Below are 16,992 nucleotides of genomic sequence, written 5' to 3' on the forward strand. Positions count from 1 at the left end.
ACAAGATCTACACACCCCCGCGCGAGATCATCGGCAAGGTCCCCGGCCTGCGCAACGAGGAAATGCACCGCCACAAGGAACGCGGCTTCTGCTGCGGCGCCGGCGGCGCCCGCATGTGGATGGAAGAACGCATCGGCAAGCGCATCAACGACGAACGCGTCGACGAGGCCCTCTCCCTGAACCCCGACATCGTCTCCACCGCCTGCCCGTTCTGCCTCGTCATGCTGACCGACTCCGTCAACGGCAAGAAAAACGACGGCAAGGCCAAGGAAACCATCCAGGTCGTCGACGTCGCCCAACTGCTCCTCGAGTCCGTCAAGACGCCGGTGGACCCGGAGGGCTCGCAGGAGACGGCCCACGAGCCGGAGCCCGAACCCGTGAAGTAGCTGCGTACAGCACGGTGTTGTGAGGTCGAACTGAGGGGCCGTCCATGGGCGGCCCCTCAGCCATGACCAGCCATGTTCGGTCCGCGGATATTGAACTCACCTATATGAAACCGCCTATGCGGTTTGTTAGCCTGGGTGTGGCTCTTGCACAGCCGTGCCTGCAGCCTCGTGGGCACAGCACCCACGAGATATAGGTGTACGTCGCAAGGGGCTCGAGGAGCCGGTGCCTTGCCGGCGTTCGATGTCCCGGTGTCCAGGAGGCAGCACATGGTCAAACAGGAGCGAGCCGCGCGCACGCGGCGTGCGCTGATCCATGCGGCGGCCGAGGTCTTCGCGGAGATGGGCTTCGTGCCCGCGTCACTGGGTGCCATCAGTGCACGCGCCGGCGTCAGCAACGGAGCGCTGCACTTCCACTTCGCCAACAAGAGCATGCTCGCCGAGGCGGTCGAGGTGAAGGCCGCCGAGACCGTGCGGCGGCTCACCGAGACGACGCGGGCCCGGCACGGCGACTCCCTGCAGGGCGTGGTGGACGGCATGCACGCGCTGATCGGCGCCCTGGCCGACGACGTCGTGGTCCGCGCCGGCTTCCAGCTCGCCGGTGACATCACGCGCCGTGCGGAGTCCCCGCTGCGTCAGGAGTGGCAGCGCTGGGTGGACGACAGCCTGCACCGGGCCCAGCATGCCGGTGCGCTCGCCACGGGAGTCTCCTGGAGGGATGCCGCCCGGGTCGTCGTCGCGGTGACCGTGGGTCTGGAGGTGCTCGGCGGCGAGGACTCCTCCTGGCTGTCCCGGCAGAGCGTCACCCGGGTCTGGGAGTTGCTGCTGCCGCTGCTCTCCGACCGGCAGGACATGGGCGGCCTCGTACCCTCCGGGTCGCGGGCGCCGGGGGCCGTACCGCCCCCGCGGGCACAGTCGAGGCTGACCCGGCCGGAGTGGTAGCGACTCCGCTCGTCTACGCTCAGGGCGGTGTCCAGAGGGACTCGCGATGTGCTTGAACTCCCTTACAGCGGTGGAAGGTTGTGGCTCTGCCGAGCCTGTGGTAACTCTGGCTCCCGAACAATACATACGGGCTGTGCGGTTTTGTTTCAAACCGGGCTCCGACCGGGCTGAGGCAGCACAGGCATGAGACAGGGAGACCCCGTGAACATCGAGGTGCTGGGCGCCTTGGACGTCAGGGAGAACGGCGTCTGCGTGACGCCCACCGCGCCGAAACCGCGTCAGGTGCTCGCCCTGCTCGCGCTCCACGCCGACCAGATGGTCTCCGTGGTGACACTCACCGAGGAGTTATGGGGCAGGACGCCGCCGCGCAGTGCCCGTACCACCCTGCAGACCTACGTGCTCCAGCTGCGCGAACTCATCGCCGGTGCCCTGGAGCGGGGAGAGGGGGACGGTGGGCCGCAGCGCACGGCCAAGGAAGTCCTCGTCACCGTGCAGGGCGGCTATTTCCTCAACAGCGGCGGCGGCACCAGCGACGTCCGCGAGTTCGAGCGGCTCACGACGCTCGGCTACGCCGCCATGGACGCCGGGGACTTCCAGGGCGCGGCACGGCAGTTGCGCCAGGCCCTCGACCTGTGGACCGGGCCCGCCTTCGCCGACGTACGGGACGGGGAGCATCTGCGTACGGAGGCCCAGCGGCTCGAGGAGACCCGGCTGTGCGCCCTCGACCGGCGTATAGAGGCGGATCTGCGGCTCGGCCGGCACCGCGAACTGCTCGCCGAACTCACCGTGCTCGTCGGCCGCTACCCGACCCACGAGACGCTGCGCGGCCAGTACATGCTCGCCCTGTACCGCTCCGGGCGGCGCAGCGAGGCGCTGGAGACCTATCAGCGCCTGCGGACCACGCTCGTACGGGAGTTGGGGATCGAGCCCTCGGTCGGTCTGCGGCGTATCCAACGGCAGATCCTCGCGGCCGGGCCCGAGATCGTCCTCGACAAGGCGGCGGGCGGCGACGACGGCGACAGCCGGGCGCCGACCGCCTGAGCGGCGGGCAGCCGGATTTCCGCGTGATCGGCGTGTGCATTTTTCGGTGCCGCGCCGCGTTCGCGTTTCTCGGTGCTTTCCGCTGCGTTTCTCGGAACACGTCGCCGAGTTTTCTTCAGGCACGTCACGCAGTGGTCCGCGCGTTGAGGATTGCTCAAATGCCACTGAAGGAACCGATGCTTCCGGTGCGTGCGAGGTTAGCGTGCAGGTTCGCCGACGACTTTGAGCCATCGGGAGTGCCCGACGACTTACGGAGGGAACCATGGAGATTCAGGTTCTGGGTCCGCTGTGTGCCGCCGTGAACGGGGACTCGATCGTCCCGACCGCCGGGAAACCCCGCCAGGTGCTCGCCCTGCTCGCGCTCTACCCGAGCCGCGTCGTACCGGTATCGACGCTGATGGAAGAGATCTGGGGAACGGAACTGCCCCAGAGCGCGATGACCACGCTGCAGACCTACATCATGCAACTGCGCCGCTGCCTCGGCACCGCGATGGGGCCCGATTCACCCGGCGCCGCGAAGAACGTGCTGGCCACGCGTCAGGGCGGCTATCTGCTGCAGATACCGCCGGAGTGCGTGGACGTCCACACCTATGAGCGTCTGGTGGCCGAGGGCCAGGAGGCCTTCGAGGACGGAGCGGACGAACGGGCGGCCCGCTGCTTCCGGCAGGCCCTCGAGCTGTGGCAGGGGCCCGCGCTGGTGGACGTACGGCTCGGCCCGGTCCTTGAGATAGAGGTCACGCGGCTCGAGGAATCCCGTCTTGTGACCGTGGAACGGCGCATCGACGCGGATCTGCGTCTTGGCCGGCACGCGGAACTGATAGCCGAGCTCACCGATCTGATCGCCCGTCACCCCCAGCACGAGGGTCTGCACGCGCAGGCCATGCTGGCCCTGTACCGGTCCGGCCGGCAGGCCTCCGCGCTGAATGTCTACCGCAAGCTGCGCGAGGGCCTGATAGAGGAGCTGGGCGTGGAACCCTCGCCGCAGCTGCAGCGCCTGCACCAGGCGATGCTCGCCGTCGACCCGGAACTCGACGTGATGGCCGGGCCGCGGCGCGGCTCGACCTTCGACCGGTACGCGGCCTGAGCACTTTGCTGTTGGTCGTGCCGTGATGTGCAAGTGATGTGCAAGTGATGTGCCGTGAGGTGCCGTGGTTCGTCCGCGGCACCGAATGCATGGCTTCGGTTTTTTGTACGTGGCTTCGGCTCTTTCTTGAGTGCTACTCGAGGCCTTATGGCCATGCTCGAAATCCCCCCCGTGCAACAGCGGCGGATGTAGAGGAGGAGCCATGTCGAACGACCAGCCTGTGCGGCTGTACTGTTTCGGGCACTCTGCCGAAGGCGCCTCCGTCTTCGACGGCTGGGCGGCGCACGTCGGAGCCGGTGTGGAACCCGTCCCGGTCTTCCGGCCGGGCAGCGGCGTGCAGCACGACGAACGCCGGGTGACCACGCGCGACGCGCTGCTCGCCGACCTGCTGCCGCAGTTCACCGCGCCGCAGCCCGGCCCGTACGTGCTGTACGGGCACGGCCTCGGCGCGATGATCGCGCTCACCGTGGCGCGGGCCGTGCACGAGGCCGGACTGCCGGGCCCGGCCCTGCTGGCCGTCGGCGCCTGGCCGGCACCGTACCTGCCCGCCGGTCTCGCGGATGCCCGCAGTGCCACCGACGCCGAGCTGCTGCATGTCCTGAGCGGCAAGGGTGCCGTGCCGGCGAGCAGCGACGAGGGGATCTGGCTCAGGGCCACGCTGCCGGTGCTCCGCGCCGATCTGGAGCTGGCCCAGGACCTGCACGCGGCCGCCCGCGAGCCTTCGCCGGCCGGCCGGCTCACCACCCCGGTGCTCGTCGTCGACTCGCAGGAGAACCTGCTCGTCCCGCCCGCGACAGCCGACGGCTGCCAGTGGACCGACGGGCCGGTCTGGTCCCGCACCGTCCCCGGGCGCCACTTCTTCGTACGCGGCGGCCGTGAACTGCCCCGGCTCCTGGGCCGGGCCTGCCGCGTGGCCCGGCGACTCACCAAGGAGCCCGCGCCCGTCGGTTGATCCCGGACTCCGGAGCCATCGGATCCGGGTTTTCCCCGTCGCGTCGTCAACTCCGGGGCAGGACGGCGGAATGTGCAGAGAGAGGTGTTCAGATGTCTGCTTCGCGTGTCGGCAGCACGGCGCATCGCGTTCGTGTGTCCGCGCCCGCGGGTGTGGTCTACGCGGTGCTCGCCGAGGGGGCGAAGCTGCCGCTGTACTGCTCCCACAGCGTCCATGTGGAGTGCCTGGAGTCCGACGGCGGACATGAACGCCTGCGGATGTGGTCCCTCGTGGAGGGACAGGTGAAGTCGTGGTCGACATGGCGTCATCTGGACCAGGTGGAGCGCCGCCTGGAGGTCCGGAGGACGGGGCCCAATGCGCCGCAGGGCTCAGGGTGCGTGCTGACCATACGGGCCCGGGGCCCGCACGAGACCGTGCTGGGGCTGAGCTACAGCCCTGACCATCTGCCCGACAAGGAGTGGTCGCCGCGGGTCGTCGACCTGGGCATCCGCGCGCAGCTCGCCCAGTTGAAGAGCTTCGCCGAGCGGTGGACGCGCCTGGACGACCTGGTGCTGTCCTTCGAGGACTCGATCCGGGTCAGCGGCCCGGCCGAGCTGGCCTACGACTTCCTGTACCGGGCCGGGAGCTGGTCCGACGTGGTGCCGGGTGTCGCCCGGGTCGCCCTCACCGAGGAGTCGCCGGGAGTGCAGCTCATGACCCTGGACCGGCTGACCGAGGACGGCTCGCACACCGCCGCGGCGGTACGGATCTGCTTCCCGCACGCGGGCCGCATCGTCTACAAGCACACGACGCCCTTCCCGCTGCTCGCGTCACACACCGGCGAGTGGTCCGTCGTCCCGGACGAGACGGGGACGACCATCACCTCGAAGCAGGTCGTCGTGTTGCGCGAGGAGGACATCGCCGCGGTGCTCGGCCGCGGCGCGGACCTCGCCGACGCGCGGCGGCACGTGCGGGAGATGCTCGGCCGCGACAGCATGACCCTGCTCAACCTGGCCCGGCAGCACGCGGAGAGCGCCGTCCGTCAGCTGTGACCGGAGCCGCCGCTCTCGTGGCCCGCTCAGACGCCACTGCATACCCGCTTGGGAAATCGGACTTGGGACGCGTACTGCCTTAGCGTGCTGATCTCGACCGTTGGGGACGCAGGCAGGTCAGGAGGCCGTGATCGAGGAGAGGCAGCACGGCTCGGTCCGGGCGACAGCGGGCGCCCCCGGGACGTCATGACTGCTCACCGATTCCCGCAGGCTCCGATGTACGTGATCGTGGTCCCCGGGACCCCTCCGTACCCGGCGCCGTGGGACCTCGAGATGCGCGGGCCGCTCGACGCGGCCGCGCTGGAACAGGTCCTGGGCGAGCTCACCGTCGGCGACCCGGACCGGCCCGGCTTCCCGCACCTGCTGCTGCGGCACGGGCCGGACCACCACACCCTGCGGTTCTCCGCGCCGCAGGGTGTGCCCATCGCGTTCGTCGCGGGCCGGATAGCCGACCGGCTCACCGAGCCGCCGGCACCGGCCGGCCCGCCCATGCCCCCCGCCCAGCGCGTGGCGCTCGCGCGGGAGGGGCAGCGGCGGTACGAGGCGATGGTGTTCGAGGCGGGGGCCTCGGTGGGCATGGCCGCGCTGCGTGCGGCACTGCGTGCCGTCGTGGCCGTCCACCCGCAGCTGCGTTCCTGTCTCGACGCCGGGGACGGGCACACGGCTGCGGCTTTCGGCGGCCGGGAGCCGGTGGTGGAGGGGGAGTTCGGCGATGAGGCCGGCTTCGCCGCGCTGGTGGACTCGGTCGGCGGGACACTCGACGCGTACGCCGGTGTCCAACTACGGGTCCTGCTCGCCACGGACCGCCGTACGCCCGGGCCGCGGGCCGACCGGATAGCCGTGGTCGCCCATGAGTCGGCCGTGGACACCGCGTCGTGGCGCATCCTGCTCGACGACTTGATCGCCGCGCTTGGCGCGGCCGCTGCTCCTGGCGTGAGTGCTGCTCCTGGCATGACCGCTGATCCCGGCACGAGCGCCGCTCCCGGTACGGCCGCCGTTCCCGGCATGACCGCCGCTCCGGGCACGAACGCCGCGCTCGGCACGGCCGCTGATCCTGACACGAGCGCCGTTCCCGGGACGAGCGCTGATCCCGGCATGGCCACCGCCCGCGGCATGGCCACCGCCTCCGGCGCGAGCGCCGCTCCCGGCATGAGCGCGGCTCCTGGCACGAGCGCTGATCCCAGCACGGCCGCCGTTCCCGGCACGAGCGCTGATCCCAGCACGGCCGCCGTTCCCGGCATGACCGCCGCTCCGGGCACGAACGCCGCGCTCGGCACGGCCGCTGATCCTGACACGAGCGCCGTTCCCGGGACGAGCGCTGATCCCGGCATGGCCACCGCCCGCGGCATGGCCACCGCCTCCGGCGCGAGCGCCGCTCCCGGCATGAGCGCGGCTCCGGGCACGAGCGCTGGTCCCAGGACGGCCGCCGTTCCCGGCATGAGCGCGGCTCCTGGCACGAGCGCTGGTCCCGGCATGACCGCCGTTCCCGGCACGAGCGCTGGTCCCGGCACGGCCGCCGTTCCCGGCACGAGCGCTGGTCCCGGCACGAGCGCTGGTCCCGGCACGGCCGCGGTCCCCGGCACAGCCACCGACCCCGCCACGAGCGCCGCTCCTGACACGGCCGCGGCCCCCGGCACAGCCACCGACCCCGCCACGAGCGCCGCTCCCGGCACCGCCGCGGCCCCCGGCACAGCCACCGACCCCGCCACGAGCACCGTCCCCAGCACCGCCGACGGCCAAGCCGCGCCACTGCCCGAGCCCGACGGTCTCGCCGACTGGGTCGCCGAGCTGCGCGAGTTGGCAGGTGACTTCACCGAGGCTCAGCACTGGAATCTGATCGCCGAGCACCGGGCCCAGACCGTCTTGCCGGGGCGCACGCCGCCGGACAACGCAGGTGTCCGGCACACTCGCTTCGAGCTGGACGAGGACTTCACCGAGCGGGTCGCCGAAGGTCTTGCTCGGCGGCTTGTGCTGACCACCGGGCAGGTGTTGACCGGGGTGCTCGCCCTGGCGCTTGCCCGCTGGCAGGGAAGTGACGAGGCCTGCTTCGACGTACGTAGTGATCCGCGAGGCGACCGGGCGGGGCTGCGGCGTCATGTGGGGCGGCTCGCCGAGCCGTATCCGGTTCGGTTCGCCCTGGGGCCGGGGCCTGATCTGCTCGGTCAACTGACCGCTCTGGCCGAGCCGTTGGCCGCGTGCGCCGGGCGTGCCGGGGCCGGGGCCGGGTTCGGGGCGTGCCGTGAGTGGAGTGCCGATCCGGCGGTGCGCCGTGCCCTGCGCGATCTGGCGCCCGCGCGGGTCTGCCTGGCCCTCGACGACACCGGCGGCCCGCTGCCCGGCTCCGCCCGCCCCGTGCACCGGCCCGCCCACCCTGTCGAGGTGCGGGCCCAGGTCCACGAGGGCAGGCTGCAGATCGGTCTCGACTGGGTGAGCGACCCCGCGGCCGGTGTCACCGACACCTCCGTCGGCGACCTGGCGCGGCTGCTGCGGGAGGTGCTCGAGGAGCTGGCCGCCGCGCCCGCCCCGATCCCGCGGATCTTCCGGGCCACCCCTCAGCAGGCGGCGCTGTACACGGGCGGCGACGCGCGGCCCGGCACCGGACACCATGTCGAGCAGCTCGTCTGGGTGTGGCGCGGCCCCCTCGACCTGCGCCGCTTCACCAGATCCTGGCAGTCGGTGTTCGACTGCGAGAGCGTGCTGCGCACCGCGTTCGCCGACGGCACCGAACCGCTGCTCGTGACCGACGAACAGGTCGTACCCAACATCACCCGCCGCACCTTCGCCGACGGCGACTTGTCCGCCCTCCTGGAGCGCGACCGGCTGCGCGGCTTCGACCTGCGCCGCCCCGGAGCGCTGCGGCTCACCCTCCTCGAGACGGAGCGGACCGGGCCCGCGGACCCCGTCGCGCCCACCCGGATCCTGATCACCTATCACCGGGCGCTGCTCGACAACTGGAGCGCGCACCTCCTGCTGCGCGAGTTCTACCGCGCCTATCTCGCGGGCGGCACCCTGCCCGGCGGCGAGCGCCGCCCCGACCTGTGCGATTACACGGCCTGGGTCGCCTCCCAGGACCTGGAGCCCGCCCGCGGCTACTGGGCGAACAGCGCCCCGCCCGCCGGTGCGGCATCGCGGCCGGTCCGGTCCGCCGCGCGGGCCGGGCAGACCGGTGTCGGCCATGTCCGGCTGCGCCTGGACCCCGTCGAGACCAGCCGCCTCGCGCACTGGGCGGGCACCTGGGGCACCGCCGAGAGCAGTGTGCTCCAGGCGGTCTGGGCCCTGCTCATCTACCGGGCGTCCGGCGCCGCGGGACCGGCCCCGGTCTGTTTCGCGGTGACCGTGTCGGGGCGGGGCGTCGCGCTCGAGGGCGTGGCCCGGATGCCGGGGCCGCTGCGCAACCCGCTGCCGATGTCCGTCGAGGTGGACCCGGCGGGCACCGTGCCGCGGCTGCTGCGCCAACTGCGCGACCGCGCCCTGGACATGGCCGCCTACGAATGGGTGCCGGCCGACTGGATCCGGGCCTGGAACAACGGCGGCACGGACCCCGACACCGTCATCGTCTTCGAGGATCCGCCGCATCCGCTGGACGGCCTGGAGGCCCGGCTCGCCGAACACGGCATCCACGCCGAGCTCCCGGACACCCTGCCGGCCCGCTCCGTGCTGCCCATCGGGCTGCTCGCCCGCCACGACAGCGCGGGCGGCCTGGTCCTCACCGGGGTGCACGACCGGGCCCTGCTCGACGAGGACGCGGCCGCCGAACTCCTTGCGCAGAGCGCCCTGTTACTGCGTGCGCTGCCCATGTCGGCGGGCGAGACCACCACCGTGGGGGAGGCCCTGGCGCTGCTCAACGAGACCGAGGCCCCGGCGCCGCCGGACGAGAGTGCCGTACCGAGCCTGGCCGAGACCGCCGGGGACGGCCGGGGCACCGAGCTGGTCACCCTGCGGGCCGCGCGCCGGGACCGGGCGGGCACGATCTGCCTGATCCCGCCGCCCGGCGCCCCCGAGACCTGCTACGACCTGTTCGCCGCCGGCTATCCGGGGCCCCAGGAACTGCTGCTGCTCACCACGGGATCCGGCACGGGATCTGCCATGGGATCCGGCACCGACGGTGCGCGGCCCGCCCTCAGGGCACTCGCCGCCGCCCGGCCCCTGCTGCTCGCCGGTTTCTCCGGTGCCGGTGTCATCGCCTGCGACCTGGCCCGGCGGATCGCGGCGTCCGACCAGGGCGGTGCCCGCCCGCCCAGGGTGGTGCTCGCCGACGCCTCCGCGGACGAGCAGGCACGGCTGCGCGCCCTCGCCCAGGCCCTGCAGGACGCCACCGCGGCCGAGGTGTGACGGACGCCGGTCCACTCCTGTTCCGTCGTTGTTCGAGACTCCCTCGTTCGGCGTTCTGCATCGTGGCTGTGGCCCGGGTGAACTCGCCCGGGCCGCTGAGTCGTTCGTGCTGTGGGCCGCAACCATCTGGAGAGACATGTCGCGTCGTCTGTTCACCTCGGAGTCCGTGACCGAGGGGCATCCCGACAAGATCGCCGACCGGATCAGTGACACGGTCCTCGACGCGCTGCTGCGGGACGACCCGGCCTCGCGCGTCGCCGTGGAGACCCTGATCACCACCGGCCAGGTGCACATCGCGGGCGAGGTGACCACCAAGACCTACGCCCCGATCGCCCAACTGGTGCGCGACGCCATCCTCGAGATCGGATACGACTCGTCGGCCAAGGGCTTCGACGGCGCCTCGTGCGGCGTCTCGGTGTCCATCGGCGCCCAGTCCCCGGACATCGCGCAGGGCGTCGACGCCTCGTACGAGCAGCGGACCGAGGGTGGAGAGGACGACGCCCTCGACCAGCAAGGGGCGGGCGACCAGGGCCTGATGTTCGGCTACGCCACCGACGAGACGCCGAACCTGATGCCGCTGCCCATCGAGCTGGCCCACCGGCTGTCCCGCCGCCTCACCGAGGTCCGCAAGGACGGCACCATCCCCTACCTCCGCCCGGACGGCAAGACGCAGGTCACCATCGAGTACGACGGCGACCGTCCCGTGCGCCTCGACACGGTCGTGGTCTCCACCCAGCACGCCCCCGACATCGACCTGGAGTCGCTGCTCACCCCCGACATCCGCGAGGAGGTCGTCGGTCACGTCCTGAGCCGCCTCGCGCAGGACGGCATCAAGCTGGAGACCGAGGGCTACCGCCTCCTGGTCAACCCGACGGGACGCTTCGAGATCGGCGGCCCGATGGGCGACGCCGGTCTGACCGGCCGCAAGATCATCATCGACACGTACGGCGGCATGGCCCGCCACGGCGGCGGCGCCTTCTCCGGCAAGGACCCCTCCAAGGTGGACCGTTCGGCGGCGTACGCGATGCGCTGGGTCGCCAAGAACGTCGTCGCCGCGGGCCTCGCGGCCCGCTGCGAGGTCCAGGTCGCCTACGCGATCGGCAAGGCCGAGCCCGTCGGCCTCTTCGTCGAGACCTTCGGCACCAACAAGGTCGACACCGAGAGGATCGAGAAGGCCATCACCGAGGTCTTCGACCTCCGCCCGGCCGCCATCATCCGCGACCTCGACCTGCTCCGGCCGATCTACGCCCAGACCGCCGCGTACGGCCACTTCGGCCGCGAGCTGCCCGACTTCACCTGGGAGCGCACCGACCGCGCCGAGCTGCTCAGCGCGGCCGCGGGCCGCTGAGTCCCGCACCCGGACGGCCAGTTCGGCACCCGCGACCAGCGACCCAAGCGATCGAAGGAGTTCCCGTGCGCATCGCGGTGACAGGATCCATAGCCACCGACCATCTGATGGTCTTCCCCGGGCGGTTCGAGGACCAGCTGCTGCCCGACCAGCTCGCGCATGTCTCGCTCTCGTTCCTCGTCGACCGGCTCGAGGTGCGCTGGGGCGGCGTCGCGGCCAACATCGCCTTCGGGCTCGGCGGTTTCGGCCTGTCGCCCCTGCTGGTCGGGGCGGCGGGCACGGACTTCGCCGAGTACGCGGTGTGGCTGAAGGAGCACGGCGTCGACACCGGGGGAGTGCGGGTCAGTGCCGAACGGCAGACGGCCCGCTTCATGTGCATCACCGACGAGGACGACAACCAGATCGCCGCGTTCTACGCCGGTGCGATGGCAGAGGCGTACGACATCGAACTGCGCACCCTGCTCACCGGTGCCGACCGCCCCGGCCTCGTCCTGATCTCGCCCGACGACCCGTCGGCGATGCTGCGCCACACCGCGGAGTGCCGCTCCCTCGGCATCCCCTTCGCGGCCGACCCCTCGCAGCAGCTGGCCCGCCTGGACGGCGGCCAGGTCCGCGACCTGGTGGACGGCGCCACCTGGCTGTTCACCAACGAGTACGAGGCCGCGCTGCTGATGGAGCACACCGGCTGGAGCAAGGGCGACGTCCTGGCGACTGTAGGCGGCTGGATCACCACCCTGGGCTCACAGGGCGTACGCATCGAACGGTCCGGGCAGCCCGCCCTCACCGTCCCCGCCGTCCCCGGCATCGAGCCGGCCGACCCGACCGGCGGCGGCGACGCCTTCCGCGCCGGATTCCTGGCCGCCGTCAGCCACGACGTGCCGCTGGAGCCCGCGGCCCGACTGGGGTGCGCACTGGCCTCCGTGGCCCTCGGCGCGGTGGGTTCGCAGGCCCACGAGGTCGATCCGGGGCAGCTGGCCGCCCTCGTCGAGCGGGCCTATGGCCCCGGTGCGGCCGAGCCGCTCGCACCCGTCCTCGGAGAGCCCTCATGAACTCCCGGGTCTTGGCCCTGCGCGAGGCACTCGCCACGCGTGTGGTGGTGGCCGACGGGGCAATGGGCACGATGCTCCAGGAGCAGGACCCGACGCTGGAGGACTTCCAGCAGCTCGAGGGCTGCAACGAGATCCTCAACCTCACCCGCCCCGACATCGTGCGCTCGGTGCACGAGGCGTACTTCGCGGTGGGTGTCGACTGCGTCGAGACCAACACCTTCGGGGCCAACCACTCCGCCGCGGCGGAGTACGACATCGCCGACCGCGTCGGTGAGCTGTCCGAGGCGGGTGCCCGCGTCGCGCGTGAGGCGGCCGACGCGTTCACCGCGCGGGACGGCCGCACCCGCTGGGTCCTGGGCTCGATGGGCCCCGGCACCAAGCTGCCCACGCTCGGCCACATCGGCTACGAGACGATCCGGGACGGCTTCCAGGCCAACGCGGAGGGGCTGATCGCGGGCGGCGCCGACGCGCTCCTGGTGGAGACCACCCAGGACCTCCTTCAGACGAAGGCGTCCGTGCTGGGCGCCCGCCGGGCGATGAAGGCGCTCGGCGGCGAGGTGCCTCTGCTGGTGTCGATGGCGTTCGAGACGACGGGCACGATGCTGCTCGGCTCGGAGATCGGCGCGGCGCTGACGGCGCTCGAGCCGCTGGGCATCGACATGATCGGCCTCAACTGCTCGACGGGTCCCGCCGAGATGAGCGAGCACCTGCGCTATCTCACCCGGCACGCCCGTGTTCCGCTGCTGTGCATGCCCAACGCGGGCCTGCCCGTTCTGACCAAGGACGGCGCGCACTTCCCGCTCGGCCCCGAGGGCCTGGCGGACGCCCAGCAGACGTTCGTCGGCGACTACGGGCTTTCGCTGGTGGGCGGCTGTTGCGGTACGACGCCGGAGCATCTGCGTCAGGTGGTGGAGCGGATGCGGGGCGTCACCCCGCCCGTGCGCGAGCCGCATCCCGAGCCGGGCGCCGCGTCGCTCTACCAGACGGTGCCGTTCCGCCAGGACACGGCGTACATGGCGATCGGTGAGCGTACGAACGCCAACGGGTCGAAGAAGTTCCGTGAGGCGATGCTCGAGGGCCGCTGGGACGACTGTGTGGAGATGGCGCGCGACCAGATCCGCGAGGGCGCGCACATGCTCGACCTGTGCGTGGACTACGTGGGCCGCGACGGTGTGGCCGACATGGCGGAGCTGGCCGGGCGTTTCGCGACCACGTCGACGCTGCCGATCGTTCTGGACTCCACCGAACTGCCGGTGATCCAGGCCGGGTTGGAGAAGCTGGGTGGCCGTGCGGTCATCAACTCGGTCAACTACGAGGACGGGGACGGCCCGGAGTCGCGGTTCACGAAGGTCACCGCGCTGGCCAAGGAGCACGGCGCCGCGCTGATCGCGCTGACCATCGACGAGGAGGGCCAGGCCCGCAGCGTCGAGCACAAGGTCGCCATCGCCGAGCGGCTGATCGCCGACCTGACCGGCAACTGGGGCATCCACGAGTCGGACATCCTCATCGACACCCTGACCTTCACCATCTGCACCGGTCAGGAAGAGTCCCGGGGTGACGGCATCGCCACCATCGGGGCCATCCGCGAACTCAAGCGGCGCCACCCCGACGTGCAGACCACCCTTGGTCTGTCCAACATCTCCTTCGGCCTCAATCCGGCCGCCCGTGTGCTGCTGAACTCGGTGTTCTTGGACGAGTGCGTCAAGGCGGGTCTTGACTCGGCGATCGTGCACGCGTCCAAGATCCTGCCGATCGCGCGCTTCGACGACGAGCAGGTGAAGGTCGCGCATGACCTGATCTACGACCGGCGCTCCGAGGGCTACGACCCGCTGCAAAGGCTCATGGAGCTGTTCGAGGGCGTCTCCACCAAGTCGATGAAGGCGGGCAAGGCCGAGGAACTCCTCGCTCTGCCGCTGGACGAGCGCCTGCAGCGGCGCATCATCGACGGTGAGAAGAACGGCCTGGAGGCCGACCTCGACGAGGCGCTCACCGAGCGGCCGGCCCTGGCCATCGTCAACGACACCCTGCTTGAGGGCATGAAGGTCGTCGGTGAGCTCTTCGGTTCCGGGCAGATGCAGCTGCCGTTCGTGCTGCAGTCGGCCGAGGTCATGAAGACCGCGGTGGCTCATCTCGAGCCGCACATGGAGAAGTCGGACGCGGAGGGCAAGGGCACGATCGTGCTGGCCACGGTCCGTGGCGACGTCCATGACATCGGCAAGAACCTGGTCGACATCATCTTGTCCAACAACGGCTACAACGTGGTCAACCTGGGCATCAAGCAGCCCGTCGCCGCGATCCTGGACGCCGCCGAGGAGCACCGCGCCGACGTCATCGGCATGTCCGGTCTCCTGGTGAAGTCGACGGTGATCATGAAGGAGAACCTGGAGGAGCTCAACCAGCGCAAGATGGCGGCCGACTTCCCGGTGATCCTCGGCGGCGCCGCGCTCACCCGTGCGTATGTAGAGCAGGATCTGCACGAGATCTACGAAGGCGAAGTGCGCTACGCCCGCGACGCGTTCGAGGGCCTGCGCCTGATGGACGCCCTCATCGCGGTCAAGCGCGGAGTCCCCGGAGCGACCCTCCCCGAACTCAAACAGCGCCGCGTGGCCAAGAGGAGCACGCCCGTCCTGGAGGTCAACGAGGACGAGGGCCCCGCCCGCTCGGACGTCGCCGTCGACAACCCCATTCCCGAGCCGCCGTTCTGGGGCACCCGCGTAGTCAAGGGCATCCAGCTCAAGGAGTACGCGTCCTGGCTTGACGAGGCCGCCCTCTTCAAAGGCCAGTGGGGCCTCAAGGGATCACGCGGCAGCGCAGGCCCGTCGTCCGCCACGTCCGCCATGTCCGCCACGTCCGCCACGTACGAGGAACTGGTCGAGAGCGAGGGCCGCCCGCGGCTGCGCGGTCTGCTCGACCGGCTCCAGACCGAGAACCTGCTGGAAGCGGCCGTCGTGCACGGCTACTTCCCGTGCGTCTCCAAGGGCGACGACCTGATCCTCCTGGACGAGCAGGGCAGCGAGCGCACGCGGTTCACCTTCCCGCGTCAGCGCCGCGGCCGCCGCCTGTGCCTGGCGGACTTCTTCCGATCGGAGGAGTCCGGCGAGGTCGATGTGGTCGGGCTGCAGGTCGTCACCGTCGGCTCGAAGATCGGTGAGGCCGCCGCCGAGCTGTTCGCGGCCGACTCGTACCGCGACTACCTCGAACTGCACGGCCTGTCCGTCCAGTTGGCCGAGGCGCTCGCCGAGTACTGGCACGCACGCGTACGCGCCGAACTCGGTATCTCCGGGGCCGATCCGGACACCACCGACGGCATGTTCCGTACCGAGTACCAGGGCTGCCGCTACTCCCTGGGCTACCCGGCCTGCCCCGACCTGGAGGACCGAGCCAAGATCGCCGAACTGCTCCGGCCGGAGCGGATCGGCGTCCAGCTCTCCGAGGAGTTCCAGCTGCACCCCGAACAGTCCACCGACGCCATCGTCCTGCACCACCCCGAGGCCAGCTACTTCAACGCCGGAGGCCGGGAGTGACCACCCTGCGCGACGTTCTCGACCGGGCGACCCCGTCGTTCTCCTTCGAGTTCTTCCCGCCGAAGACCGACGCCGGAGCCCGCACCCTGTGGCAGGCGATCCGCCGGATCGAGCCCCTCGCCCCGGCGTTCGTGTCCGTCACCTACGGGGCGGGCGGCTCCTCCAGGGACCGTACCGTCGAGGTGACCAAGCGGATCGCGGCCGAGACGACCCTGCGTCCCGTCGCCCATCTGACCGCCGTCGGCCACTCGGTGGCCGAGCTGCGCAACATCATCGGCCAGTACGCCGACGCAGGCGTCCGGGATGTCCTGGCACTGCGCGGTGATCCGCCCGGCGACCCGAACGCCCCCTGGATCCCGCACCCCGACGGCTTCGCCCACGCCCATGAACTGGTGCGTCTGGTCAAGGAGTCGGGAGACTTCAGCGTCGGCGTGGCCGCCTTCCCCGAACGCCATCCGCGCTCACCGGACTGGGAGAGCGACATCCGGCACTTCGTCGCCAAGTGCCGGGCGGGCGCCGACTACGCGATCACCCAGATGTTCTTCCGGGCCGAGGACTATCTGCGGCTGCGCGACCGGGTGGCCGCCGCGGGCTGCGACACCCCGATCATCCCGGAGATCATGCCGGCCACCGACGTACGGCAGATCGCCCGCTTCGCCGAGCTGAGCGGCGCCGCCTTCCCCGAAGAGCTGGCCCACCGCCTGGACACCGCGCGCGACGACCCCGCCGAAGGCCGCCGCGTCGGCGTCGCGTACGCCACCGCCATGGCCGAGCGGCTGCTGGCCGAAGGCGCCCCCGGACTGCACTACATCACGCTCAACCGATCGACGGCGACGCTCGAGATCCACCGCAACGTACTGAACTCAAGGAGCACCCAGCATGTCCTCGCAGCCCAGCGCTGACTTCACCGACTTCAAGGTCGCGGACCTCTCCCTCGCCGAGTTCGGCCGCAAGGAGATCACTCTCGCCGAGCACGAGATGCCCGGCCTGATGGCCCTCCGCAGGGAGTACGCCGACGCGCAGCCGCTGGCCGGCGCCCGCATCATGGGCTCGCTGCACATGACGGTGCAGACCGCCGTCCTCATCGAGACCCTGACCGCCCTGGGCGCGGAGGTCCGCTGGGTCTCCTGCAACATCTTCTCGACCCAGGACCACGCGGCCGCCGCCGTCGCCGTCGCAGGCATCCCGGTCTTCGCCTGGAAGGGCGAGACCCTGGAGGAGTACTGGTGGTGCACGGAGCAGGCGCTGACCTGGCCGAACACCCCCACCGGCGGCCCGAACATGATCCTGGACGACGGCGGCGACG

General features: G+C 71.2%; 12 protein-coding genes. All 12 read left to right on the forward strand.

Annotation, left to right across the window (positions count from 1 at the left end):
* Positions 1-386: heterodisulfide reductase-related iron-sulfur binding cluster (locus tag E2651_RS29445; protein WP_135334288.1), on the forward strand; the 386-nt coding region annotated here is incomplete at its 5' end.
* 267 nt (positions 387-653) lie between these two features.
* Positions 654-1,325, forward strand: coding sequence for a ScbR family autoregulator-binding transcription factor (locus E2651_RS29450; protein ID WP_135334289.1), 672 nt, complete (start codon positions 654-656; stop codon positions 1,323-1,325).
* A gap of 201 nt (positions 1,326-1,526) precedes the next feature.
* Complete coding sequence (locus E2651_RS29455; protein WP_135334290.1) at positions 1,527-2,366, forward strand: AfsR/SARP family transcriptional regulator; 840 nt, start codon at positions 1,527-1,529, stop codon at positions 2,364-2,366.
* A gap of 262 nt (positions 2,367-2,628) precedes the next feature.
* Positions 2,629-3,450 carry an AfsR/SARP family transcriptional regulator gene (locus tag E2651_RS29460; RefSeq protein ID WP_135334291.1) on the forward strand — a complete coding sequence of 274 codons (822 nt, stop codon included), beginning with the start codon at positions 2,629-2,631 and terminating at the stop codon, positions 3,448-3,450.
* 202 nt (positions 3,451-3,652) lie between these two features.
* On the forward strand, positions 3,653-4,402 hold the full coding sequence (locus E2651_RS29465; RefSeq protein WP_135334292.1) for a thioesterase domain-containing protein: 750 nt from the start codon (positions 3,653-3,655) through the stop codon (positions 4,400-4,402).
* 92 nt (positions 4,403-4,494) lie between these two features.
* Entirely contained in the window at positions 4,495-5,433 is a 939-nt protein-coding gene (locus tag E2651_RS29470; protein WP_135334293.1) for an SRPBCC family protein, read from the forward strand.
* A gap of 186 nt (positions 5,434-5,619) precedes the next feature.
* On the forward strand, positions 5,620-9,765 hold the full coding sequence (locus E2651_RS29475) for a condensation domain-containing protein (protein ID WP_135334294.1): 4,146 nt from the start codon (positions 5,620-5,622) through the stop codon (positions 9,763-9,765).
* Between the two features lie 136 nt (positions 9,766-9,901).
* The gene (gene metK / locus E2651_RS29480; RefSeq protein ID WP_135334295.1) at positions 9,902-11,113 is read left to right on the forward strand and encodes a methionine adenosyltransferase; all 1,212 of its coding nucleotides are present in this window, start codon (positions 9,902-9,904) and stop codon (positions 11,111-11,113) included.
* Positions 11,114-11,178: 65 nt separating this feature from the next.
* Entirely contained in the window at positions 11,179-12,162 is a 984-nt protein-coding gene (locus E2651_RS29485; protein WP_135334296.1) for a carbohydrate kinase family protein, read from the forward strand.
* The gene (gene metH / locus E2651_RS29490) at positions 12,159-15,686 is read left to right on the forward strand and encodes a methionine synthase (protein WP_135334297.1); all 3,528 of its coding nucleotides are present in this window, start codon (positions 12,159-12,161) and stop codon (positions 15,684-15,686) included. Before E2651_RS29485 ends, metH begins: the two co-directional genes overlap by 4 nt.
* Positions 15,683-16,588 carry a methylenetetrahydrofolate reductase [NAD(P)H] gene (metF, locus tag E2651_RS29495; protein WP_135334298.1) on the forward strand — a complete coding sequence of 302 codons (906 nt, stop codon included), beginning with the start codon at positions 15,683-15,685 and terminating at the stop codon, positions 16,586-16,588. Before metH ends, metF begins: the two co-directional genes overlap by 4 nt.
* The coding region (locus E2651_RS29500; protein ID WP_167828926.1) for an adenosylhomocysteinase at positions 16,566-16,992 on the forward strand (427 nt) is incomplete at its 3' end. The genes metF and E2651_RS29500, both read left to right, overlap by 23 nt.

This window comes from Streptomyces sp. MZ04, assembly GCF_004684775.1.
In the GTDB taxonomy this organism is placed as follows: domain Bacteria; phylum Actinomycetota; class Actinomycetes; order Streptomycetales; family Streptomycetaceae; genus Streptomyces.